A 23779-nucleotide genomic window follows, 5' to 3' on the forward strand; every position below is an offset into this window, starting at 1 on the left:
GGGACGCTCATTTTTCCCACTCGAGCGCGCCCTTTTTCACTTCGTAAATTAAACCGAGCACGAGCACGCCTAGGAAAAATAAAATCGGGGAAAGAATCGCGATGTTGTTCGCGAGGAAATCGCGGTAAACAAACGTCCAAGGAATCAAAAACACGACTTCGATATCAAACAGGATGAACAACATCGCCGTCACATAAAATTTAACCGAAAAACGTGTATGCGTGGTGCCTTCGACCGGCACGCCGCACTCGTATGGCGTATCCTTGATCGCATTCTTGCGAAAGCGCTGGCCAAAAAATTGGCTGAGCAAAATCACCGTGATGGTGATCACGCCAGCGAGCACAACTTGGACGAGAATAGGAAGATAGGCAGCAGAACTCATCGCTGTCACCATGCGCGGAAGCCCCGCTCCGCTTCAAGTGGAAATTTTCAGAAACAAGCGATTCGAGCACGGGTGCTTACGGAGCAGATTAGAGGAGAATGGCTCCAGGCACAAAAAAGCCGCGGCTTTTAACCGCGGCTGTTGACTTAGGTTTGATCCAATGAAGCGCGCTTAGCGCTTCTTTACCAAGCCAAGTTCCTTTTTGATGTTTGCCACGCTCGGAACAGAAATGCCCAGCTTGCTCGCGATTTCAGCACCCGTTTTTCCATCATGCACGAGGGATTTCACCTGCGCCTTGATCTCTGGCGTGATTTTAGCGCGCGTGCGCTTACCGCTGCTCGCTTGGGCCTTCTGGAAAGCCCCGCCCGCGGCTTTACCTGCGGACTGAATTGCGTTCACAAAATCACCGACCGTCTTGAAACCAAACTTACCCGGCAGCGCTAGCAGCTTGCGCTGACGTTTAATAAGTTGCTTCTCCAAGGAAGCCACCTGCTTTTTCAATGTTTCGAGTTCGAGGAATTTATTTTTGCCCATAGCTCACAATAGAGAAAACTCCCTCCAAAACGCAATCCGTATATACCCTGTATCGATAGCTTGTCTTGTGAATAATCAGAACTATCACCGCCACGTCAGCTAACTTGGCCGAGCCGCTTCTCGCAACGACACCAAAAAACTTCCATGCACGACTCCTCTCGCGACGCACGCATCCAAGCAATCACACGCCCTGACAAAGCCCTGTGGAAATATTATTTACTGGGCGCTATAGCGATTCCGCCCGCATTTCCGTTCGTGATATTACCGATGTATTTCCGCTATCACACGATGCGGTATAAATTCACCGACGATGGCATATCCATGAGCTGGGGGATCTTATTTCGCCGCGAGATCATCGTGAATTATGCGCGCATTCAAGACATCCACCTGCGGTCAAATTTTGTCGAACGCTGGCTCGGCCTCGCGCGCATCCTCGTGCAAACCGCCTCAGGCAACAGCTCCGCCGAGATGACCATCGAAGGCATCAAAGAATTCGAAGAGCTGCGCGATTTCCTCTATGCACGGATGCGCGGCGTGAAAGATCATCATCCGCATCCAATCATCACGTCCGCAATTGTGCCACCGAGCGCCGCATTGACCAATGACCACGACGCGCTGACGGCTGCATTGCGCGAAGCCACCAGCGAGTTGCGCGCCCTTCGCGTAGCGTTGGACAAAAAACAATCTTAACGCGACGACGCATGTATACTCATTCAAGCTCGCTGCTTTTACGCTGGCTCAAAGTCCCGCCGGAACCGCACGCACCGTTCGGCGCACCGGAATCCTTGCGCGTATTTCGCGCGGGCAAAAACTTTTTCAAACTCAAGCTCCTCGGTTGGGGCGTCGGTCAGCTCGTCGCGCTCGCCGGTGTTCTTTTCTGGGCGTTTCTGTTTCTGCACGTCGAGGATCGCGTAAAAGCCGAGCGCGTGGCGCGCGCGGAACGCGCCAACGCAACGGCCGCTGCGCCTGCGAACCCAGGGCCCGCTGCGGGGCAATCGAGCACCCTCACCGAACCAAGTCCCGCCGAATCCAGCGCCAAGCCGGTGAAGAAAAAACGCGCGCGCGGCCAGGGTTATAAAGGGATCGTCAACGTGTTTGTTGAGCTAGCTATGAGAATCCCACCCAAAGCCTGGCCGCTCTTGTGGGCACTTAAAATCGTCGGCTTCCTGATCTACCTCGCGCAAATCCCGCTCACCTACTCGGTCATCCGACTGGATTACGAGATGCGCTGGTATGTCGTCACCGACCGCTCGCTGCGCATCCGCACCGGAGTCTGGAGCGTGCAGGAACTCACCATGAGTTTTGCCAATCTCCAGCAGGTCGTCGTCACGCAAGGCCCCCTCCAACGATTACTTAAACTGGCCGATGTGCGGGTCCAATCCGCCGGTGGCGGCGCTGACACGCATCATGGAGAAACGGCCGATGGCATGCACACCGGTCTCTTTCACGGCGTCGAACATGCCGATGAAATTCGCGACCTGATTCTCGCTCGGTTGAAACGGTTTCGTGAAACCGGGCTGGGCGATCCGGATGAAGTTCGCACTGTCCACGCGTCCGACTGGCTTTCCAACCAGCACGCGACAACAACCGCCGCGACAACGAACGTTGGGGCATCATCAGAAGCGATTGCAGCGGCCCAGGAACTGGCCGCCGAAGCCAAGGCGCTCAGAATCGCGCTCAGTTAAACCTCGCGGGATAGCGTGCCTGCAATTTTCGCGACGCTCGCGCCGCGAAAAAGCACCGACCAATCACCGCGGCGCTTCGCCGAGTTTTTGCCAGGCGGCATGCTTGGTATCGGTGGAGCCCACGCCCAGTTGCGCGGCAAAATCGAGCATACGCGCGTCTTCTTCGCTGATCGGTTCAAACCCATTCTTTTTGCGCGCCGCATTAAGCCGTTCCAGCATGACCGAATCCAACAACACCGGATCCGCACTCATCAGCAAACGCGGCTCGGACACCGTGTAGAGCGAGTTGAAATACGGGCCGCCGATGAATTGATAGAGCTGCAAGCTCGTCAGCGTGATCGCCCACGTCTCACGCAATTCGGGAATCGCCGACATCTCCGCCACCGCTGCCGGCGCCGTGGCCGGGCTCCTGAAAAAGCGGAATGTATTCGAAGCGTTCCACAACGTCGCATTCACCAGTGAACCGTTCACGCCCAGCACGGGATGATCGGTATAAACAGGAAGATTAATCCAGAAATCGGCTTCGAGAAACAAGGGCGTCGCGAGGAAACTCTTGCGATCCTCCTCGGTCGTCGTGGTGGATTTTCCTCCCGCCGCTTGCTCGACGGCGCGCTCATTGGTCACCGGATCAAAACGCGCTGGCAACGGGCTGTCGTAGAACCAGGTCGGGTCGTAATATTTACCCGATTCCAACACAAACATCTGGTGGCCCGGGAATGGCAGCACGCCTGTTGAAAATGACGGCAAATACCCCGTGAGGCGCAGGCGCAGCGGATTCAAACCGACGAGGAAGATATTTTCTTTCGTGAACCCGCGTTTCTCGAGCGCGACGATCACACCGCGCACAAGCCCAAAGGGCGTCGCGAGGCCCGGGCCGGAGTCAGCGTAGATTTTCAGGCCGACCTTCTTTTTTGGGCCGGGCTCCAGTTTCTTACCGCTCTGGCGCTCGAAATCCTGAAGCAGCTGCTCCACGGCGTAGCGGTAATCCGCGTCGCTGAAGTCAGCGAGTTTGTGTTCCCAAATCGGCGCGACGGGCGCCGCTTTTTCAGCGGGAAACGCCGACGCGATCGCGCTGGCGAAAGTTAAAATGAGAACCGTTTTCTGCAGGAGTGAACGCATGTGGATGAGCGCGCGAAGCGCCGAGTCAGACGGGCGCGCAACTTGACAGACCCCAACGGCGGTTAAAAGTTTAATCTTCCCGCATTTCCTTGCGCGGTTCACATTCCGCCGCCTCGTCCACCGTGCCAGTCATCAAAACCACCAGCCTTCGCGATCTCAAAACTCGCGTAAACATCCACGACGTCGTCGCACGCGTGGTGGCCTTGAAACCAGCCGGGGGCGGACGCTTCAAAGGCCTCTGCCCTTTTCACTCGGAAAAAACGCCCTCGTTCAACGTTTCCGCCGACAAAGGTTTCTACAAATGCTTCGGTTGCGGCAAAGCCGGCGACATCCTGAATTTCGTGATGGAGACGGAAGGATTGCAGTTCACCGAAGCAGTCGAAGCGCTCGCCCAACGCTTCAATATCACGCTCGAATACGAGGAAGGCTCCGGCGGCCCGACGAAAGAGACGCGCTCGTTGCGGCAGGAAATTTTCGACATCCACGACCTCGCGACGGAATATTATCGGCAGGCTTTTCTCGCACAGACACCGCACGGCGAGTTCATCCGGAATTACTGGGAAAATAACCGCAAATTCACGGCGGAAATCGGTGACGAATTTAAAATCGGCTTCGCGCCCACCGAAGATAGCGGACTCGCGGCGGCATTGTTAAAACGCAAATTCTCCGAAGACGCACTGCGCCAATGCGGTTTGTTTTTCACGCGCGACGGCGCCGTGCTCACGCATCACACGATGCGCCCGCGTTTCCGCGGCCGGTTGATGATTCCGATTCGCGACCATCAAGGCCGCGTCGTCGCCTTCACCGCGCGCCAGCTCGAACTCACGCCGAAAGACGACGCCTCGCACGAGGCCAAATACGTCAACTCGCCCGAGACGCCGATTTTCACGAAGAGCAATTTGCTGTTTAATCTCGATCGCGCCCGCAGTCACGTGGCCGATGGAAAACCGTTCGTGCTCGTCGAAGGACAACTTGATTCATTGCGCTGCTGGAGCGTCGGCCTGAAGACCGCGATCGCGCCGCAAGGCACGTCCATTACCGAGGGGCAACTCGCGTTGCTGCGGCGTTATCATCCGACTGTGGAATGCTTTTTCGACAGCGACAGCGCCGGTCAAAAAGCCGCCCTGCGCTTTCTGCCGATGGCTCTGAAGGCCGGACTCGAAGTGCGTTTCCTGATGCTCGCAGGCGCAGAGAAACTCGATCCCGATTTACTGTTTCTCGAACGCGGCCTGGCGGCCTACGAAGAGGTTCGGAAAAGTTCTCTTTCAGCGATGGACTTCGCGTGTCGCTCGCTCCTGCCGAATATCTCCGGCGCTTCCGCCGAACAAAAATCGCGCGCCGCCACGGCGCTATTCGAGATCATCGCGCAGACCGATTCCAATGTCGCGCGCATGTCGTTTCTCGGCGAAATAGCCGGTTTGTTGCGCGTGCCTCCCGGTTCACTCGAGCGCGATTTGCAAAGCTACCTCGCGAAAAACGCCAACTCGCGCTTCGCGCCCGCGAACAACGCCAAGCCCGCCGGCGCGCCCGCACGCGCCGCCGCCAATCCCAACGACTCGCGCGGCAAAGCCACGGAAACTCACCTGCTCTTCCTGTGCTTGCACCACGAACGGCTCTTGCGCGCACTTGCGACGCAACTCCCGCACGAGTGGATCGATTCCTCGCATATCTCTGGACGCTTATTGGATCGTGTGCTCGCCGAGGTCAGCCATGGCGATTGGCTGGGCCGTGAAAGCTTGGAGCAACTAATTGAAACAGAGGAAGAAAAGACTTTAATCGCGTCATTGTTATTCGAGGTCGTCGACGACGATGGTTTGGCGAAGATCGCGAACGAAGGAATGCGCGCGTTACAGCGCCGTTTCCTCGAGCCGCGCCAGAGGCAAATAGAACTTGAAATAGCCTCGAAAGGGTCGAATGGTGACTCTGACTTACTTTCTCTCCTAAAACAGCGCGCAGAAATCACTCGACAGCTCCTCAATCCCCTCAAGCTTTCGCTCGATTTCTGAAGCACCTGTAAACGCCGCCGACCAACGTTAAGCTGCCCGCTGAGTAACTATTTACGCTATGCCGCATTCCAAGAACGCCAAGACCGCCAATGATAAAGCCCATGCCAAAGCGCACGCCGCTGAGGCCAAGGAAAAAGCTCACGACAAGCACGCCGCTCCCGCCAAACACGCGGCTCCGGCGAAACCCGTCGCAGCAGCGGCGAATGGTAACGGCAAACAGGTCGAGTCCGGCAAAAACACCGCCCTCGCCGCCGCCGTGGATGCGACCAAGGAGTTCAAGGAAAAGGCTCTCGAAAATCTCTCCGGCGATCTCAACGACAAGATTCGTTACCTGATCCGTCTCTCGAAAGAGCAAGGTTACCTCACTTACGCGGACATCAACGAGGCGCTTCCCGAGTCCGTCGACAATCCCGAGGACATCGAGAACGTTATCTCCGTCCTCCAGAATCTCGAAATCGACATCCTCGATCCGCAAGAAGTCGAGGGCTACAAAGCCCGCCAGGAAGAAGCGGAAGAAGAAGAATCCCGCACGTCGAATAACGACATCCTCGACGATCCGGTGCGTATGTATCTCAAGCAGATGGGCCAGGTCCCGCTGCTGACGCGCGAACAGGAAGTCGAAATTTCCAAACGCATCGAGACCGCCGAAATCAATGCGCTCGCCGCCCTTTTCGCTCTCGGGCCGGTCGGCAAACACCTTTCAGACCTCGGCGAAAAACTTATCCTCCGCACGGAGCGCTTCGACCGTCTGGTCATCGACAAGAAAATCGAAAGCCGCGACGCCTACTTCAAGGGCCTCGAAGGTCTCGTCAAAACCACGCGCGACAACGACGTCGCCGCCACTGAAGCGTGGGACGATGCGCAAAAATCCAAGGACGAGAAACTGAAAAAGAACGCGATGATCCGCTTCAAGAAGCGCGATAACGTTCTCCGTGCGACCTACGTTAAATATTATTTCAAGCTGAAGGTCTTCGAGGATTTCCTCATCGAACTGCGCCCGAAGATCAGCGACGTCGAAAAATGTTTCAGCGATCTCCATCGCGCGAAACATCCGAAATCGAAAAAAGACACCACGATTGACGTCCGCGCAGTCAACGCGCGCCTCAAGCAACTCGAACACGAACTCCGCATCACGCCGGAAGGCCTGATGGAAACGTTGAAGGTTGCCCGCGGTTTCATTCGTGACGCGCACCAAGCCAAGACTGAGATGGTCGAGGCCAATTTGCGCCTCGTGATCTCCATCGCGAAAAAATACACGAATCGCGGCCTCTCTTTCCTCGATCTCATCCAAGAGGGCAACATGGGCCTCATGAAGGCCGTCGAAAAATTCGAATACCGCCGCGGTTACAAATTCTCGACCTACGCCACGTGGTGGATCCGTCAGGCCATCACTCGCTCCATCGCCGATCAGGCCCGCACCATCCGCATCCCGGTCCACATGATCGAGACGCTGAACAAGGTGATGCAGGTTCAGAAGCAACTCCTCCAGGAATTCGGCCACGAGCCTACCCCGGAAGAAGTCGCGGAAGAAATGAATCTCCCGGTCGAGCGCGTGCAGCAAATCATGAAGATGGCGCAGCAGCCCATCTCGCTCCAATCCCCGGTCGGCGACGGCGACGACACGAGCTTCGGCGATTTCATCGAAGACAAGTCCGCGGACAATCCTTACGACATGACCGCCTTCTCGCTCCTCCGCGAAAAGATCATGGACGTCCTCGATTCGCTCACCGAACGCGAACGCCGCGTGCTCACGCTGCGCTTCGGCCTCGTCGATGGCTATAGCCGCACGCTCGAAGAAGTGGGTAAACAATTCAAAGTCACCCGCGAACGCATCCGCCAGATCGAGGCGAAAGCGCTTCGCAAAATGCGTCACCCGACGCGTATTCGTCAGTTGCACGGCTTCTTCGACGCCGAGCAAATCGACAACCCGCAAAACCTCCTCAAGAAGCCGCCGGCAATCCCCCCGCAGTTCATCAAACAGGGCGGCCCGCTGGTGAAAGCGCTTTTCCCGCAGGACTAAGCCTCTGCTTTAGCCCTTTACTCACCGTTTCGTTAAAACAAATTAATCACCATGTCCTCACTCGCCCCAACCTTTCTGGCCATCGCCGGCATCGGTCCGACGGAATTGATCATCGTTTTGATCATTATCCTGCTTCTTTTTGGCGGTTCAAAACTTCCTTCCCTTGCGAAAGGCCTCGGCCAATCCATCAAGGAATTTAAGAACGCGGCCAAAGACGATCCAGAGGAGAAAGACTCCAAGAAGTCCGACGCCAGTTCGAAGTCCGGCAATAACTAAGCCGGATTTAATCCCACTGCTTTTTCAAAGCGCGCCCCAAACGGCGCGCTTTTTTATTTCCGCAGATCGTTTTTGAAGAGTTCGATTTGGTCGCTGCTGCCCAGCACGAGCACATCATCTCCGGCCGAAAAAGAATCCGTCCCGCTGGGATTGAGCAGGCGCACGCCAGCGCGGTTGATTCCCGCGACTTGCAACCCGTAGATCTTGCCCAAGGCGAGCTCGGCCAAAGTTTTTCCCGCAAACGCGCTTTCCTCCGGTATCTGCACCGAGTCCATGCGCACGTCTTCGAAATCTGATACCGATTGCACGCCTGACACTGCGCGCAGGAACGTCTTGGCCGCCGCGATTTGCTTCGGCTCACCCAGTAATAATACGCGATCGCCGGGATAAAGCGCCGTCGATGGCGCTGGATTCCCGAGCATCACCCCCTGCCGGTCGACTCCCGCCACGACCACGCCGAACTTGGTGCGCAAGCCGAGTTCATCGAGCGTGCGTCCCCGCACATCCGCCAGATCCGGCAGCACGCATTCCGTCAGGGCCATTTCCCAATCGCCATGCGGAGCCAGCCACGGGGCCTTGGCGGCGGGTGCCTTTTGTTCGTTCTGGTTCAGCCGCTCCTGCAACTCCACCTCCATCATGCTGTGCCAGTAAACAAATTTGGTGCGCAGCAGCGTCACGACGATTCCCGCGACGAGCAGCGCAATCAAAGGCACCCAGCGCCCCATGCCTTCGAATGGCACGAGCGCACTCACCCACAGAAAAATCGCCACCCCCGCCGCCACCTTGAGCCCGGTCTCGACCACTTTTCTAAAAATCGCCGCGCGCGGATGCCCCTGCGTCGTGGAGTCCGCGATGATCATCGCGAGCGCGGAAACATTGCGCCAAATTGCCAGCAATGGCACGAGCGTCACGAGTCCGAGCGTTCCCCAAAACACGATCTCGGCAGCGCGAGGAAAATTGCTGCCACTTGGAAGGTATTCTTCGACCAGGACGAAAAGCTGGTTCGAGAACAGCAGCAAGCCCGACACTAACAACACCTCGACGCCAATCTGGATCAGGCGCTTGCGGCTCAGCTGCCAGAGCACATTTTTCCGGCCGCGCTGTTGGAGCCGTTGCAACCAGTTCCGGTAGCCGCTCTGCACGCTTTGCAACCACTGCGGCTGCCGCGCGAGCAGCGCGTCGGCGATTTTTTCCGAGTGCCGCGTGAGCAAAGGAGCGACTAACGACGTCAACAAAGCCACGCCCACCGCCAGTGGATAAAATTTCGCCGGCACCACCGCGAGGCTTACGCCGAGTTGCGCGATGATCAGGGAAAATTCCCCGATCGGCGTCGCAATCAAACCGATGCGCAACGCGTCGCGCACTGGCGTGCCCGACAAAAAGAATCCCACCGTGCACACGAGCGGACGCATCAGCAGCGAAAACACCGCCACCACCACAATCAGACCTGCCGTGCTGCCGAGCATCCGGATATCAATCTGCATGCCGATCGCCACGAAGAATACCGCGCTGAACACATCGTGCAGTCCCTCGAACGTGCGTTCGACCTGCGTGCGCTGCGCCGTTTCCGCCACCACGCAGCCGAGCAGAAACGCCCCGAGCGCCAGCGAATAGCCCGCGCGCGCCGCGATCACCGCGAGGCCCAGCAACAAGCCGGCCATGCAAAGTGTTTGGAGTTCCTCGCTCACCGCCACCGAAAGCCGCCGCAGCAGCCACGGCACGGTGAGCAAACTCAACACGCCCGCGAGCACCACAAACGCGCCCATCACGCCAATCGTCTCGCCGATTTTCGTTCCACCACTACCGCCTCCATCAAATTTTGCGAACGAGCTGAGAATCGTGAGCATCACCACCGCCACGACGTCCTCGACCACGCTCAAACTCATCGCCGATTGCGCCGTCGCATCGTGCGTCACGCCGACCTCGACGAGAATTTTTCCAATAATCGCCGACGACGAGACCATTAACATCGCCGCGAGAAACAACGTCTCCGCCGCATTCCAGTGCATCGCCGCGCCGAAAATCCGCGTGAGATAATAAATCAGCAGCGTGTTGATCGTCACCGCAAACACCAGCGGCAGCCCCATGCGCCGCAGCCGGCGAAAACTCAGCCGCAGCCCGATGCCAAACATCAAAAACACCAGCCCGAGTTGCGAAAGCGTTTCAATGCGCTCGACGTCGGTCACCAGCGAAAATGGCGGCGTGAACGGACCGATCAACATGCCCGCGCCGAGAAACCCCACGATCACCGAAAGCCCGATCCGATGGCAAAGCCAGCCGACCAGCCCCGCCACAATTAAAACCACCGCCAGATCTTGGATGAAATCAATGCCGTGCATGCGCGTCAGGGCCTAACACGGCACAATCACCACGACCGTCAAGCCCGCAGGTTTTGGCAGCCGAACTTGAATGGGTCGTTGTAGGTTGCGAGCTTGCTCGCAACGTAGCGTTGCCGACTCGCTCGCTCCATTTTCACGCCAACCGCGTCACATCCGACGCTCTGAGAAAAATCTTCACGCTCTCCGCGAGCCCGGCTGCATCCTCCGCATCAAAACGCGCCAGTTCTGGGCTATCCAAATCCAGCACGCCAATCAAATTCCCGGCCGCATCGATTAACGGCAGCACGATTTCCGAACGCGACGCATGGTCGCACGCGATGTGCCCGGGAAACGCCTCCACATCCGGCACGACGACTGTTTCGCGCCGTTGCACGGCGGTCCCGCACACGCCCTTGCCCACTTTAATGCGCACGCAGGCCACTTTCCCTTGGAATGGCCCCAGCACGAGTTCGTTACCGCGCAGAAAATAGAAACCCGCCCAGTTCAGCCCGCTGAGCCCCTGCCACAACAGCGCCGCCATGTTCGCGGCGTTCGCCAGCCCATCGCGCTCACCGTCCAACAACGCCGCCAGTTGGGCGTTCAATTCGCGGTAGCGCTCGGTTTTGGAAATTCCGTCCGTGGTTTTGACGACAAACATGGATTCGATGAAGTGACGTTCACATGAATCTGCCTGCCGTGGATTCGCCAGCTTGTTTTCATCGAAAAATCCCAGGCGCTCGTCCGCGTTAAACTCTTTCCGCCCACGAGTTTGCTTTTGACAATTTCCGTCGCCGCCCGCTTCTATTCGTCAACCCGCCACCGCCACAATGTTTAACCAACTGCTGGGACTTTTCTCCAACGACATCGGCATCGATTTGGGCACCGCCAACACCCTTGTTTACGTCAAGGACAAGGGCATCGTGCTCCGCGAGCCCAGCGTCGTCGCCGTGCATACGGCCTCCCGCAAGGTGCTGGCCGTCGGTGACGAGGCGAAAAAGATGCTCGGCCGCACGCCCGGCAACATCACCGCCATCCGCCCGATGAAAGACGGCGTCATCGCCGATTTCGACATCACGGAGGCCATGCTGCGCTACTTCATCAAGAAAGTGCACAACAACTCCAAGATCGTCTCGCCGCGCGTCGTCGTCGCCATCCCGAGCGGCATCACGGAAGTTGAAAAACGCGCCGTTAAAGAATCCGCCACGCACGCCGGCGCCCGCGAAGTCATCACCATTCTCGAACCCATGGCCGCTGCGCTCGGCGTCGGTCTGCCCGTCGATGAACCTGCTGCGAACATGATCGTCGACATCGGCGGCGGCACCACGGAGATCGCCATCATCTCGCTCCACGGTATCGTGTTTTCCAAATCCATCCGCGTCGCCGGTGATGAGATCGATCTCGCGATCATCAACTACATGAAGCGCGCCTACAATCTGCTGATCGGCGAGCGCACCGCGGAAGAAATCAAAGTCACCATCGGCTCCGCCTACCCGCTCGATACCGAACTCGGCATGGAAGTCAAAGGCCGCGACTCCGTCGCCGGTTTGCCGAAAACGATTCACATCACCTCGCAGGAAATTCGCGAAGCCCTCGCCGACACCATCGCCTCGATCGTTGAAGCCGTCCGCGCCGCCCTCGAACGCTGCCCGCCGGAACTTTCCGCCGATCTCGTCGACCGTGGTTTCGTGATGGCCGGCGGTGGCTCGCTCATCCGCGGCATCGACAAACTCCTTTCCGAGAAAACCGGCCTGCCCGTCACGGTGGCCGACGACCCTCTGTCGGCCGTCGCCAACGGCACCGGCGTGTTCCTGAACAACATCGACGAACTCTACCGCACCGCGGCGGATTTCTAAGCCGGACATGAGAATGTCACCGCAAAAACTGGACACGTGGTCTAAGCGAAGAGTTGCCGGTCAAAAGGCGTTTCGCGTTCGCTCCAGTTTAATTGCAGGTGGAATTCACGCGATTCTCCAATCGTTGCTCTCGCTGAGTAATGTGACCGACTTTAACTGGAAAGGCATTGTTTTCATGACGGTCTTGCTCGGCGTCACGACGTATTTTATCGCGGGCGCAATCTGGCAACAAAACGAATCCGCCTTCTCGAAACACGTGAGCGGCGCTTAAGTCGGATTACCCGCAACCCGCGCCGTGCTCCCGAAACGTTTCGATCAGATTCGCCCCTTCTTCACGCTTGGCGTGGTGCTGTTCGTGTGGCTGTTCGTCCCGTTGGTTTTAAAGACGTTTTCGCGCACTACGTTTTTCGAAATTCAAGCGCCGCTCGCGCTGGCAGATTCTTACGCGGAAGACCTGCAAACGTTCTGGTCGAACCGCCTGCATTCAAAAGACGAACTCCTTAAAGCCGGCCGCGAAACCGCCGGGTTGATCGCGCAATACGATTTTGCGGTGCAGCAAAATCGTCACCTCGAGGCCGAGATCATGCGCCTCGAAAACTTGCTGAACCTGCCGCCCATGCCGGCTTATCGCTTCGAGCCGGCGCGCGTGGCCAAGCGCGATTTCAGCGGCTGGTGGCAGCGGATGATTCTCCGCAAAGGTAAAAACTTCGGCATCACGGTCGGCGCACCGGTCGTATTTTCAGGCGGCGTCGTCGGGCGCGTCACGGAAGTTTACAGCTACACGTGCGTCGTCGATATGCTCACCAGCCCGACCTTCCGCATTGCCGCCACTATCGCGGGCGACAACCGCCCGATTAGTTTCCAAGGCGGCATCAACGATTCCTTCCAACCGCCGCGTGGCAGCGTGGAATTTGTGCCCAACGAAATTCTCGTATCCGCCAATGCGCCCAAACGCCTCGTAACTTCCGGTTTGGGTGGCGTGTTTCCCGCCGGACTTTACCTCGGCGACGTCATCAAACTCGAGAGCAGCCCCGATGGGCTTTTCCAAACGGGCAATGTGCGCTTCGACGAACGCCTCAGCACGTTGAGCGAGGTCACCATTCTCGTTCCGCTGAACTCCGAGGATTTCTGATGCGCCGTTTTGATCCGCGCTGGCTGGTCGTCTTTCTTTCCAACCTGCTGCTCTTCTGGCTGGTGGGTATCGCGAACAATCATCTCGCCCACTTTTCACTCTTCGGACTTACCCACGCTTCGCTGCACCTCTATATCTGCGGATTGGCCGTCGTATATTCGGCCATGCGGCTTGATCCAAAACACGGGGCCATTGCGATGATTTTGACCGGACTCGCCTACGACGCGATGGAGCCCGTTCCCTACGGAACTCACGTGGTGCTCCTCGGCCTCGTGCACGCCACGCTGGTTTACGGGCGTCGCCGTTTCCCGCGGGAAGGCGGCGTGTTTGGCATCGTGCTGGCGCAGTTCGCCAACCTCTTTTTGTTTATCGCACTGTCCTTTCTGTTGGTCGGCGCCAATCCGCACCCGGCGGAAGCATGGCTGCGCATCTTTGTCGATCTGCTGGCCTCGCAAATTTGCATTCTCGCCGTCGCACCTTGGTTTCTCGCGCTTCAGGAAAAAATCATGGGGCTTTTGAAAATTCATCCGGAAACCGGCCGCCGCGTGCTGCTTTGATTTTTTGGCGCGCCTGACTCTTTTAACGCCGTGAGCAAATCCATCGAAACCTACAGCAATCGCAACCCGCGCCTGCTGGTATTCCACGGAATCGTGCTCGCCCTCATCTCCGTGCTCATCGGCGGGATGGCGTTCCGGCAACTCTTCACGACCGCGATTTACAGCGAGCGTGAGCGCAAACAAAACCAACGTCGCGTCATCACGCCCGCGCCGCGCGGAAATATCTACGATCGCGACGGCGAAATCATCGTGGGCAATCGCGCGCGTTTCTCCGTGGTGCTCGACCTCGCAACCTTGCGCGGCGAATTCCGCTCCGAATACAATAAGATCAAGCGCAACTTCAGTTCCCTCGACGTCAAGGAACGGCCCAACGTCGCCCAACTCTCGCAAATTGCCCGCACGACCGTGGCGCAACGCTACCTGGATCAAGTTAACACGATTCTGAAGCGTAAGGAAAAAGTGAACGGCACCGAACTCAGCCGCCACATCGAGCAAACCCTGCTGCTGCCCTACGTGCTGCTCGACGATCTCGCGCCCGAGGAATACGCCCGCCTGCTCGAACGCCTGCCGGTCAACGCGCCGGTGCAAGTCAGCACGTCGAGCAAACGTAATTATAATTTCGGTTCCGCCGCCGCGCACACCCTCGGCTACATCGGCGTCAACACCGACCCCGAGGTCCTCGATTTTCCCGGCGACGACCTGCTGCAATTCAAAATGAAAGGCACGGTTGGTCGCGCCGGTCTCGAAAAAATCTTCGACGAACAACTCCAAGGCACGACCGGCGCCGCGATTTACCTCGTCGATCCCGCCGGCTACAAAATCGACACTCCGCTGGAGACGCGTAAGCCGCAACAGGGCCAGGATCTGCACACGAGCCTGGATATGGAATTACAGCTCGCCGCAGAAACCGCCATGGCAGGCCGCACCGGCGCCGCCGTCGCGATTGATGTGCGCACGGGCGAGGTGCTCGTGCTCGCCTCGAAGCCCGACTACGACACGGTAACACTTAAACCCAATCTGGAGCCCGGCGTTGACGTAGAGAGTTCTGGATTGTGGCTCAACCGAACCATTCAAGGACAGTATCCACCTGGATCGACGTTTAAACTTATCACCGCGATCGCCAGCCTGCGTGCTGGGGCAGTTCTTCCTTCTGACAGGGTGCTATGCCCCGGTTATTACATGGTGGGGCGTCAACGCTTCGTGTGCCATGTTCGCAGCGGTCATGGTGAACGCGACATCGTAGGCGCAATCCGCGATTCCTGTAATATTTTTTTCTACAAATACGGCCTCGAAATTGGTCCAGAGCTGATTGCCTCTGAAGCTCGACGCTTTGGCTACAATCACCCAACTGGCATTGAGCTGCCCTCGGAATTCAAAACACCACGAGTCGCCGATCCGGAATGGCGCAAGATTGGGTGGAAAAGCGCCAACTTGCAGGACGGCATTTGGCGAATGGGCGACACCGCCAACACTGCTATCGGGCAAGGTGACACGCTTATCACCCCTTTGCAGGCTGCCTGTATGATCGCATCACTTGCGCGGGGTGAGACCGAGACGAAACCCACGCTCCTCCACGATCCGAAGCGCCCTGCATTTCATTCCGCGCCTCTTGGCCTGTCTCCTTCCGACTACAACCTGATCCTTGAGGGCATGAAACAGTGCTACCAGATCGGCACTGGAAAGCTCGCAAGAGTCGACGGACTTAGCGGCGCCGCAAAGTCAGGCACGGCTCAAAAACATCCAATCGAACTAGCGTGGCTCGTCGCTTTCGCGCCGGCGGAAAACCCGCAGATCGCTGTCGCGGTCGTGCTTGAAGGCAAAGAAGATCAAAGTTTTGGCGGCGGCACCTACGCCGGTCCGGTCGTGAAAGCCATCCTCCAAGCGTGGAAAGACAAACGCGACCGACCGCCAACCCTTCCCAGCGCGGCACCCGTGAATCTCCGCATCGAATAAGCGACTTCAGCGCGGCTTGCGCGTCCGCTTCGCCTGCTTGAACACGACGCGCGGCTCCGGCCACGTTTCGCGTCGCCCGTAACGCAACCGCCGCAACTGCTCGAGCGTGCGCGCCGACTCCGTCGATTGCTCCGCGCTCACTCCGCGCTCGCGCATCGTGGTCAGCCAGCGACCCGCATCCCGTCGCACCGGGTCAAATTTCTCCGCCCGACCCCAACCGCGGGCGCGACTCCAAAACCAGCCGAACGCCCGCCACAAGCCCCACGCCACTGCTCCGACGCCAAGCACAAATACCGCGGCCCGCGCGACGCGTTTCCCGTCCCAGGGTTTACCGATCCAGGTTTTCAACTGCTTGGAAATCGCGCCGAATTTCTCGCGTAGCGCCGCGCCCGCATCGGTGGTCAGCGCCTTCACTTGTTGGAGCATCTGCACCTGCGCACGCGAATCGAAATTCACGATCCGCCGATACCACAGCACGCGCAAACTATCGAGCCGCGCCGACCAGCTGCTGTCGTTCGCCCGCTCCGCCGCCTGCGCGGTGGCGGCTTCGATGGTGTTCGCCGCACCGGGCGTGGCATCGATCCGCAGCCATGATCCTTCTCCGTCAAAAATCTCCGTCCACGCGTGGGCATCCGAGTTTCGCACCATGTAATAATTCTCGAACGCGTTTAACGTTCCGCCGTGAAACCCGGCAATGACGCGGGCCGGATGTCCCGCCGCGCGACTTAAAACCGCCAGCCCCGACGCGAAGTATTCGCAAAAACCGACCTCATTCGAATCGAGCCACTTCACAATCGCGTCGCCGTCGCCGCTCGGAATATTCGACGAACGCGCATACGCGTGCCTCGCTCGCAGCCACGCGGTCGCCAAAGTCGCGAACTCCCGCGCGGTCGTGCGTTTGCCCTGCGTGATTTCCGCGAGCATCTTTTTCACCGTGGCTTCGTTGACCGCGCCCTCGGGTGTTTTCAGCACGACGCGCGCATCGTAACTTTGCGCTCGGCCAGTTGGCCGGTCCGCCCGCGCCCATTCCTGCAACAGTCCCGAAAACTCGGCATCGCGCAACGTGTCGCCCATCACGACTCCGTCGAGTTGGAACGCCGTCATCGTCATCGGATCCGCGCGCAACGCCACGAGTTGCTGCGACGGCAACGACTGAAGGGGCGTGGTCTCGCGCAGCCGCAAGGTGCCAAACGAACCCGGCAGCGGAAAAAAACGGCTGACGCCTGCTTCGTAATAAAATGTCCACGTGCCACCGACGACATCGCTCGTGCGCCGAGCGCGCCCGCGCACGACTTGCAGCGGACGCTGCCCGCGCATCAGTTGCCCCTTCAGTTGCGCCGACATCCTGAATCCGTCCTTCGTATATTCGTCCAACACCGCGATTCGCAAATAAGGCACTTCTCGCAAACTCGCCGCGTCACTCAAGTCGACGCGCATCGCCACGCCGCTGTCCTGCACGAGTTCGGAAACTGAACCCAGCTTGATCGTGTCGGTAAAACCCGTGCGGTTCTGTCGGGTGAGATATTTATCAAGAAAGTATCCGCCCGCGATTTCGAAGCGCGGGATGATCACGAACAACAGCGCCGAAAATCCCACGACCAGCGCAAACAACCCGCTCGCAAATCCCAGCAATCGCCAGTCGGTCACCGCGCGCATCCGTCCAAAAAACGGCCGCCACCGGCCTTTCGCCCACGCGGGCGACTGGCTCATCTCCGCGTAAGTCAGCGCCGTCGCCGTCTGCTCCGACATATCGATCAACGTGACGACAAACAGAAATCCCAGCGCACACGCCGTGAACAGCAGCAGCAAAAACGCGAAGCCCAGCGACACCGTCAGCACACCGGCCACCACAATCAAAAACAAGCCGAGCACGATCAGCTGCAAGTCTTCGCGTTTACGCCGGTAACTCGCCGCGCGATACAACACCAGCAACACCGCCAGCCGAATGAGCACCGGCATCGTGTCTGGGCTGATGGCGTAATCCACCACTGCCACCGCGATGATTGCGGGCACACCTAATCTCCACACCAGCGCGGGCACGCGCGACGGCAGTTGCGGCCAGATCAACGTTGCGCCCACGGCTAACGTCACGATTCCCACCAATGTGAGCGCTTCGATATCGAGAAAGAACACCGTCCATACCGCCACCAGTGACATGGCGCCGCCGAGCAGCCATTTCAGGCGACGCAGTTCGTCGAGATTAAGCTGACGCGGTTTGCTGGCCATCGACATAAGCGGCAACTCCCCGCGCCCCGTTGGGCGCAAATGTGATTAGATTTTTCGTCGCCGTCGGACCGTCAGCCCCACGGCTTTCAAACGTCGTCGGCTTGATTAACGCCAGCGTATCCAGAAACGCTTCCACATCCCGCACGCGGCGCACCTCCACCAGCGGCCCGCCGTTCACGCTGATCGCGCGCAAACGCCCGGCAGCGAACAAATCCTCCACCAACGTCCCGGCAAACGCGCACAACAACTCGAACTGCTCCGAATGCGTCCATACCTCCGCCGGCGTATCGAATCGCAGCGCGTAGCCATCCTGGCTGTCCGCCGCGAATTGCCGCACCATCAGCTTGCCGAGCCGCGCGCTCGCCTTCCAGTGAATCAACCGGTGCGAATCGCCGCGCTCGTATTTGCGTAGTGCCAGCAAGTCCTCGCCGATACCCGCGCGCGATGTCTTTCGGCCCGCGCTGCCGGCGAAATTCGCCACCGCGCCCGTCCATTGATACTCCACCTGCGCCGGCCACACGAGCACCGGACGTTTCAGCGCCACGCCGATATTCTTTTTCAAAAATCCAAAGGGAAAAAGCGAACCCACCGCGGAAAGTTCGACCAACGCTTCGCCGCGCCGGTCGGGTTTCACGCCCCAGTCGACCGCGACCTCGGCCCCGGGCTCGATGCGTTCGCGATAAAAGACGCGCCCAGGCGTCACGAGCTTCTCGGCCGCCGCCAGAATCTCGCGCATTTTGAGTTCTTTCGTCGGTTTAACATCAATCGCAGGCAGACACGGCTGCGTCGCGAGATCAAACCACAGCCCGTAAGTCGGCAGCCATTTCTTCCGATTCAAAATCTCCACCACGACAAGCGTATCGTGCCCCGCGCGCCACGGCCCTTGCGGACGCAACCGCCAGCACACGCCCTTAAAATTAAACCACGAGAGCAGTCCGCTGAGCAGCAGGCATGCGAGCAGGAGCGACAGCGTAATGAACAAAATATTACTCGAGGTATTATACGCCGCCGTGCCGATGCCCATCGCGACCACCATTAAAAAAATGCCTGGCACCGTTGCCGAGATCCGGTGGCGTCGCACCGGAAACACCAGCGCCCACACCAAATTTTTCCAGCGAAACCCTCGCCGCCGCTCCTTCGCGCCGGGCCCGTGCCAGTCACCACTGCCAGCAACATCGAACGCCGAGCGCTCAACATCCAACGTCGAAGGTAAAGCCGTGGTTTGGGTGCTCAAAGTTCAGAGTTCCGTGTTCGACGTTCCACCCGCTTCACTCCGGCACCGCAATCGACGCGATGATCCGCTTCAACGCCGCCGTGACCGTGCGTCGTTCCTCCATCGCATCCGACGTCTGGCGCGCCAGCGACAAGCGATGCGTGAGCACGGCTCCTGCGATGGATTGCACGTCTTCGGGCAAAACAAAATCACGTCCCAGCACGATCGCGCGCGCTTGCGCAGCGATGCGTAACGCAAGTCCCCCGCGCACGCTCGCCCCGGCTTTGAATTCGGATTCCGTGCGCGTGGCGGTGATGATTTTCAGGATGTAATCAAGCACGCTGTCCTCGACAAACACCTGACCCGTGAGCGCCTGCATTTTCAGCACTTCGGAGCGTGTCACCACCGGATTGAGCGCGATGGCATCGTAACCCAATTTAGGCGCGCGAAGAATTTCCAGTTCATGGGCCGGCAGCGGATAGCCCATCTGCAAACGCATCAGAAAACGATCCATCTGGCTCTCCGGCAGCGGAAAAGTGCCTTCGTAATCCACGGGATTCTGCGTCGCCACGACCATGAACGGTGCGCCCACCGGATGCGCCTCACCATCCACCGTCACGCGCGCACGATCCATGACTTCAAGCAGCGCCGACTGGGTCTTGGGCGTGGCGCGATTGATTTCGTCCGCCAACACGATGTTCGCGAACACGGGGCCGGATTTGAACACGAATTCCTTCACCGTATCATCGTAAATGGAAACTCCCGTCACGTCCGTCGGCAGCAAATCGCTGGTGAACTGAATGCGCGAAAACGCACAGTCCATCGAGCGGGCGAGCGAATACGCGAGCGTGGTCTTCCCCACGCCGGGCAAATCCTCGATGAGCAAATGCCCGCCCGCGAGCAGGCACACGAGTGACTGTTCGATGACGTCGTCCTTGCCGCGAATCGTCAGGCGCATGTTAGCCTTCAGGCGTTCCAAAGCGTCGCGCACCAACGCGACATCAGCAGCAGAAGCGAAATCACTCATGCGCTCACGCTAGGCTCGCACCCCGACCGCGCAAACGATTTTCCAATTTCGTGTAACGTCAGTTTTGAAATGGCCATCCCCAACGTTTGCGCCAACAACCACCGGGCACCATGGAGCATTTCGAACACGCGTTGATCCTGATTTTGCTGCTGACCGCCCTGAGCGTCGTCGGGCGCTGGCTGCCGTGGCCGCAACCCATCACGTTTGCCGCGGGCGGCACGCTCGCGGCCTTGCTGCCGGGGTTTCCGCGCGTGGAACTCGATCCGGGTTTCTTCTTTCTTTGCTTTGTGCCGCCGTTGCTTTTTTCAGATGGCTGGCTGATGCCGTTGCGTGACTTTCTCGCCGAGCGGCGCTCCATTCTGCTGCTCGCGACGTGGCTGGTGGTTTTCACCACGGTGAGCGTGGGCCTGGTCGCGCATTGGCTGGTGCCGGGATTGCCGCTGGCGATGGCGTTTGCGCTCGGCGCGGTGGTTTCCCCGACCGACGCCGTCGCGGTATCCGCAATCACCCACAAGCTGAAGATCCCGCCGCGACTCACCACGATTTTGAATGGCGAGAGTTTGATGAACGACGCCACAGGCCTGGTGGCGTTTAAATTTGCGCTCGCGGCCATGTTGGCGGGCACGTTCTCGCTGAAAGCCGCGACGCTTGATTTTCTCTGGCTGGCCATCGGCGGTTTAACCGTGGGAATCGTGATCGCGTATGGCGTCGGTCGCATCCGCGATTTGCTCAAAAATGTCCGCAGTTCCGACGCGTTTGTTGAAACCAGCCTGTCGCTGCTCACGCCCTACGCCGCTTATCTCGCGGCGGAGAAACTCGGTTTATCGAGCATTCTCGCAGTAGTCGCGGCCGGCCTGTATTCCGGTTGGCGCGACCCAATCAAACTGAGCGTCTCCGCGCGGCAGACCTCGTGGACGGTGTGGTCGGTCGTGCTCTTCTGGCTCAACGGCCTCGCATTTATTCTACTTGGGCTGCAATTGCCGGGCTTGCTCACCAACGTCCTGCAAGAATTTTCCGGCACGCAACTCCTGCTCTTCACCGCCGCGGTTGCCGGCACCGCGATAATCAGTCGTCTGGTCTTTGTGTTTCCCGGAGCTTACTTGCCGTATTTGTTGCGGCGTAAAAAAACTCCCACGCAAACCGCACCTTCCTCCCGTAGCGTTCTGGCGATCGGCTGGGCCGGCATGCGCGGCACCATCACCCTCGCGGCCGCACTTTCGATCCCCGTATTGCAGGCGGACGGATCACCGTTCCCGGGTCGTGACATTGTTATCTTTCTCGCGCTGGGTGTAATCGTCGTGACGTTGTCGTTGCAAGGCATGACCCTCAGTTCGCTGCTCTGCTGGCTCAAACTGCCTGTCGACGATACTCGTTTAAAAGAAGACCGCGTCGCGCGGATTGCCGCCGTCGAAGGAGGCTTGGGCAGCCTGCGTAGCCTCGAACAAACCGCCGACTCGCCCGAAGAAGCCGCCGCACTCGGCGCCGTCATCGCCGAATACGAACACCGTCTCGCCGAACTCACGGCCCAGGGCGAAACCCAAACCAGCGCGCAAAAACGCCGCAAATCCAGCCGCAAGCACCGACTCCATGCGTTGCGCGCCGAACGTCACGCCGTTGATGATTTGTGGCGCCGCGACATCATCACGATTGAGACGCACCGTCCGCTGCAGCAGCTGCTCGACTACGAAGAATCGTTACTCGACGGTCAGCCCGAGCATCAGGAAGCGTAACGCCCGCCTCAGAGAATCGGCGTGAGCGGCGAGCCGACCGCTTTGAAGAGCCTCGTTAAAATCTCTTTCTGACTCAACGCACCGTCTGCTCCCGGAAACGATCCGGCTTCGCGATAGTTTTGATAAAACGCTGGGTCGCCCGCCGGAACTTCCTTTCCACCGGGGCGCAGTTCGAAGCTCGTCGTGTTTTGCACGGGCCAGAGATCGACGGGCCCGAGTCCCAGGATGCCGTCGATCAAGCTATTCAGCGAATCCAAGCCGAGTGGCACCGCGCGTCGCGCAATCACCCAGCTATTCTCCGCACGCATGTCGCGCTCGATTTCTTCACGGAGCTCACGAGCAAACGCCGCGTCCTCGACGAGGAGGCCGACTTCGGTGTTAAGCGATTCCGAGCGCGGATCTAAATTATAGGAACCGATGTAAGCGACGCGATCGTCCACCACGAGCGACTTCGCGTGCATGCAAAGAAAAGGCCCGCGCGCGGGCTTGCCTGAAACGGGACGGGACTTGGCATCGATAACCATCGCGGGATAGCGTGGGAATAACGTGAGCAACGAATCGGGCAGCGGCCGAAATTCGTGCACTTCCAACTTCAGATCTTCAACGTAACCCGAGCGTAGCCGGTAATTCGCCGAATACGCGAGCAAGTTGTCCGTCGAAGCGAAACTGTTGGACGAAATTCGAATGCGCAGGTTCGGTTTCTTCTCACGCAAATCGAGGATCAGTTTACGCGCCGGTTTGCTGAGCACGAGATACGGCGTCTGCATCACGATGTCGTTTTTTGCCTGTTCGAGCGCTTTCCGCAGTTCGCGAGTAATGCGTGCCGAGCGCGAAAAATAACCTGAGGACTTGCCGGGTTCGTCACTGATAAAAGTCACTTTTTCAACGGGCCTCAGCAAGGTGCCGAAGCGTTTCGCAATCAGCGCAACGTCGCCCGCCTCGCGACCCAGTTCATCAAAGTAGCCGCCGAAATCGTAGTCGGCGCGCGTGGCGTAGTGTGGATATTTCCCGTTCGCGATCAGCGTAACGACATCCTTAAGTTCGCGACTCGGCACCGATTGCCGGTAAGCCCAAAACTGTTCGAACGACTCCGATGCTTCTCGCGCCACCGGCCCGATGGCCAGCACGTCGCGGTCGCGAAAATTCATCGACCTCGAGTGATCGTAGTAAGTGTTTTCGATGTTGCGCCCGCCGGTGATCATCACGGCGTCATCGAAAACCATCAGCTTGTTGTGCATCCGCTGGTTCACGTCGCGGAACGACTGGATGCCAGCGAGAATGGTGTGATAAAACGACGCCTTCATCCGCGCCATCGTCGGACGGTAATGCTTCACCTCCAGATTCGGATGCACGGTGGCCAGAAACGCCGCCGTCTCCGGATTCTGCTCCGAGACCATGTGATCCGCGATGATTCGCACCTTCACCCCGCGTTTCGCCGCCTCGATCAATTCATACATCAACAGCCGCCCGGATTCATCGTTTGTCCAAATAAACGTCTGCACCACGATCGAGCGCTTCGCCTCGCGAATCAGATGCACGCGCAGCAGCAGCGCATCGTAGCCATTCCCGATGATCGCAAGGTGGTTGGATTGCCCGGCTTCAATGGTATCAACGTTCCCACCGAGCAAGGAGGAGTAGGTCGACGCGACCGACCTGGCAGAACTCTCCGCGCCCAACGCGATGTTCGCTGAAAGGAAAAATAACGCCGTTGCACTGCACCACAATCTGCCGTCGCTTAGCCACCGTCC

At 58.6% G+C, this 23779-nt stretch carries 20 protein-coding genes; 11 read left to right on the forward strand and 9 right to left on the reverse strand.

Annotated elements, in window-relative coordinates; genetic code table 11:
- Window positions 1–7 precede the first annotated feature (7 nt).
- Window positions 8–382: an NADH-quinone oxidoreductase subunit A gene (locus tag ACRRQW_RS19320; RefSeq protein WP_438483262.1), complete on the reverse strand. Its 375-nt coding sequence runs from the start codon at window positions 380–382 to the stop codon at window positions 8–10.
- 171 nt (window positions 383–553) lie between these two features.
- Complete coding sequence (locus ACRRQW_RS19325) at window positions 554–916, reverse strand: helix-turn-helix domain-containing protein (protein ID WP_438483263.1); 363 nt, start codon at window positions 914–916, stop codon at window positions 554–556.
- A 144-nt stretch (window positions 917–1060) separates the two neighbouring features.
- On the opposite strand from ACRRQW_RS19325, the gene ACRRQW_RS19330 reads away from it, so the two are divergent.
- Both ACRRQW_RS19330 and ACRRQW_RS19335 read left to right on the forward strand, forming a co-directional pair.
- Window positions 1061–1606, forward strand: a complete 546-nt coding sequence (locus ACRRQW_RS19330; RefSeq protein ID WP_438483264.1) for a PH domain-containing protein — start codon at window positions 1061–1063, stop codon at window positions 1604–1606.
- A gap of 11 nt (window positions 1607–1617) precedes the next feature.
- Window positions 1618–2601 (forward strand): PH domain-containing protein, encoded by a 984-nt coding sequence (locus ACRRQW_RS19335; protein WP_438483265.1) that lies wholly within the window; start codon window positions 1618–1620, stop codon window positions 2599–2601.
- A gap of 63 nt (window positions 2602–2664) precedes the next feature.
- Here the strand turns inward: ACRRQW_RS19335 and ACRRQW_RS19340 are convergent, their stop codons facing one another.
- The gene (locus ACRRQW_RS19340; RefSeq protein WP_438483266.1) at window positions 2665–3720 is read right to left on the reverse strand and encodes a DUF362 domain-containing protein; all 1056 of its coding nucleotides are present in this window, start codon (window positions 3718–3720) and stop codon (window positions 2665–2667) included.
- A 122-nt stretch (window positions 3721–3842) separates the two neighbouring features.
- Between ACRRQW_RS19340 and dnaG the strand changes: the two genes are divergently transcribed.
- From dnaG to tatA, 3 genes are read left to right on the forward strand one after another with little or no spacing between them, the layout of a single operon-like run.
- Entirely contained in the window at window positions 3843–5726 is a 1884-nt protein-coding gene (dnaG, locus tag ACRRQW_RS19345; RefSeq protein ID WP_438483267.1) for a DNA primase, read from the forward strand.
- Between the two features lie 58 nt (window positions 5727–5784).
- Window positions 5785–7746 (forward strand): RNA polymerase sigma factor RpoD, encoded by a 1962-nt coding sequence (gene rpoD, locus ACRRQW_RS19350; RefSeq protein WP_438483268.1) that lies wholly within the window; start codon window positions 5785–5787, stop codon window positions 7744–7746.
- A 51-nt stretch (window positions 7747–7797) separates the two neighbouring features.
- A complete protein-coding gene (gene tatA, locus ACRRQW_RS19355) occupies window positions 7798–8022 on the forward strand; it encodes a twin-arginine translocase TatA/TatE family subunit (protein WP_438483269.1) in 225 nt (74 codons plus the stop codon).
- A 53-nt stretch (window positions 8023–8075) separates the two neighbouring features.
- Here tatA and ACRRQW_RS19360 read toward each other — a convergent pair whose 3' ends face one another.
- On the reverse strand, window positions 8076–10361 hold the full coding sequence (locus ACRRQW_RS19360; RefSeq protein WP_438483270.1) for a cation:proton antiporter domain-containing protein: 2286 nt from the start codon (window positions 10359–10361) through the stop codon (window positions 8076–8078).
- 133 nt (window positions 10362–10494) lie between these two features.
- On the reverse strand, window positions 10495–10998 hold the full coding sequence (locus tag ACRRQW_RS19365; RefSeq protein WP_438483271.1) for a GAF domain-containing protein: 504 nt from the start codon (window positions 10996–10998) through the stop codon (window positions 10495–10497).
- 169 nt (window positions 10999–11167) lie between these two features.
- On the opposite strand from ACRRQW_RS19365, the gene ACRRQW_RS19370 reads away from it, so the two are divergent.
- From ACRRQW_RS19370 to ACRRQW_RS19390, 5 genes are all read left to right on the forward strand, one after another.
- On the forward strand, window positions 11168–12193 hold the full coding sequence (locus ACRRQW_RS19370; protein ID WP_438483272.1) for a rod shape-determining protein: 1026 nt from the start codon (window positions 11168–11170) through the stop codon (window positions 12191–12193).
- Window positions 12194–12335: 142 nt separating this feature from the next.
- On the forward strand, window positions 12336–12464 hold the full coding sequence (locus ACRRQW_RS19375; protein ID WP_438483273.1) for a hypothetical protein: 129 nt from the start codon (window positions 12336–12338) through the stop codon (window positions 12462–12464).
- A 24-nt stretch (window positions 12465–12488) separates the two neighbouring features.
- A complete protein-coding gene (mreC, locus tag ACRRQW_RS19380; RefSeq protein ID WP_438483274.1) occupies window positions 12489–13325 on the forward strand; it encodes a rod shape-determining protein MreC in 837 nt (278 codons plus the stop codon).
- A complete protein-coding gene (locus ACRRQW_RS19385; RefSeq protein ID WP_438483275.1) occupies window positions 13325–13882 on the forward strand; it encodes a hypothetical protein in 558 nt (185 codons plus the stop codon). Before mreC ends, ACRRQW_RS19385 begins: the two co-directional genes overlap by 1 nt.
- 30 nt (window positions 13883–13912) lie before the next feature.
- Window positions 13913–15835: a peptidoglycan D,D-transpeptidase FtsI family protein gene (locus tag ACRRQW_RS19390; protein ID WP_438483276.1), complete on the forward strand. Its 1923-nt coding sequence runs from the start codon at window positions 13913–13915 to the stop codon at window positions 15833–15835.
- Between the two features lie 6 nt (window positions 15836–15841).
- Here the strand turns inward: ACRRQW_RS19390 and ACRRQW_RS19395 are convergent, their stop codons facing one another.
- Genes ACRRQW_RS19395 through ACRRQW_RS19405 form a run of 3 tightly spaced genes read right to left on the reverse strand, consistent with a single transcriptional unit; the run spans window position 15842 to window position 20301 of the window.
- Window positions 15842–18067: a transglutaminaseTgpA domain-containing protein gene (locus ACRRQW_RS19395; protein WP_438483277.1), complete on the reverse strand. Its 2226-nt coding sequence runs from the start codon at window positions 18065–18067 to the stop codon at window positions 15842–15844.
- Window positions 18036–19295, reverse strand: a complete 1260-nt coding sequence (locus tag ACRRQW_RS19400; RefSeq protein ID WP_438483278.1) for a DUF58 domain-containing protein — start codon at window positions 19293–19295, stop codon at window positions 18036–18038. Before ACRRQW_RS19400 ends, ACRRQW_RS19395 begins: the two co-directional genes overlap by 32 nt.
- A 34-nt stretch (window positions 19296–19329) precedes the next feature.
- Entirely contained in the window at window positions 19330–20301 is a 972-nt protein-coding gene (locus tag ACRRQW_RS19405) for an AAA family ATPase (protein ID WP_438483279.1), read from the reverse strand.
- Window positions 20302–20411: 110 nt separating this feature from the next.
- Between ACRRQW_RS19405 and ACRRQW_RS19410 the strand changes: the two genes are divergently transcribed.
- Complete coding sequence (locus ACRRQW_RS19410) at window positions 20412–22031, forward strand: Na+/H+ antiporter (protein ID WP_438483280.1); 1620 nt, start codon at window positions 20412–20414, stop codon at window positions 22029–22031.
- An 8-nt stretch (window positions 22032–22039) separates the two neighbouring features.
- Here the strand turns inward: ACRRQW_RS19410 and ACRRQW_RS19415 are convergent, their stop codons facing one another.
- Window positions 22040–23659, reverse strand: a complete 1620-nt coding sequence (locus ACRRQW_RS19415; RefSeq protein WP_438483281.1) for a phospholipase D family protein — start codon at window positions 23657–23659, stop codon at window positions 22040–22042.
- Window positions 23660–23779 lie beyond the last annotated feature (120 nt).

The organism is Oleiharenicola lentus (assembly GCF_051660365.1).
In the GTDB taxonomy this organism is placed as follows: domain Bacteria; phylum Verrucomicrobiota; class Verrucomicrobiia; order Opitutales; family Opitutaceae; genus Lacunisphaera; species Lacunisphaera lenta_A.

Excerpts from the sequence above, each read along its gene's own strand:
- ACRRQW_RS19320 (WP_438483262.1), bottom strand. The coding sequence starts at position 382 with ATGAGTTCTGCTGCCTATCTTCCTATTCTCGTCCAAGTTGTGCTCGCT.
- ACRRQW_RS19325 (WP_438483263.1), bottom strand. The coding sequence starts at position 916 with ATGGGCAAAAATAAATTCCTCGAACTCGAAACATTGAAAAAGCAGGTG.
- ACRRQW_RS19330 (WP_438483264.1), top strand. The coding sequence starts at position 1,061 with ATGCACGACTCCTCTCGCGACGCACGCATCCAAGCAATCACACGCCCT.
- ACRRQW_RS19335 (WP_438483265.1), top strand. The coding sequence starts at position 1,618 with ATGTATACTCATTCAAGCTCGCTGCTTTTACGCTGGCTCAAAGTCCCG.
- ACRRQW_RS19340 (WP_438483266.1), bottom strand. The coding sequence starts at position 3,720 with ATGCGTTCACTCCTGCAGAAAACGGTTCTCATTTTAACTTTCGCCAGC.
- rpoD (WP_438483268.1), top strand. The coding sequence starts at position 5,785 with ATGCCGCATTCCAAGAACGCCAAGACCGCCAATGATAAAGCCCATGCC.
- tatA (WP_438483269.1), top strand. The coding sequence starts at position 7,798 with ATGTCCTCACTCGCCCCAACCTTTCTGGCCATCGCCGGCATCGGTCCG.
- ACRRQW_RS19360 (WP_438483270.1), bottom strand. The coding sequence starts at position 10,361 with ATGCACGGCATTGATTTCATCCAAGATCTGGCGGTGGTTTTAATTGTG.
- ACRRQW_RS19365 (WP_438483271.1), bottom strand. The coding sequence starts at position 10,998 with ATGTTTGTCGTCAAAACCACGGACGGAATTTCCAAAACCGAGCGCTAC.
- ACRRQW_RS19370 (WP_438483272.1), top strand. The coding sequence starts at position 11,168 with ATGTTTAACCAACTGCTGGGACTTTTCTCCAACGACATCGGCATCGAT.
- ACRRQW_RS19385 (WP_438483275.1), top strand. The coding sequence starts at position 13,325 with ATGCGCCGTTTTGATCCGCGCTGGCTGGTCGTCTTTCTTTCCAACCTG.
- ACRRQW_RS19395 (WP_438483277.1), bottom strand. The coding sequence starts at position 18,067 with ATGTCGATGGCCAGCAAACCGCGTCAGCTTAATCTCGACGAACTGCGT.
- ACRRQW_RS19405 (WP_438483279.1), bottom strand. The coding sequence starts at position 20,301 with ATGAGTGATTTCGCTTCTGCTGCTGATGTCGCGTTGGTGCGCGACGCT.
- ACRRQW_RS19410 (WP_438483280.1), top strand. The coding sequence starts at position 20,412 with ATGGAGCATTTCGAACACGCGTTGATCCTGATTTTGCTGCTGACCGCC.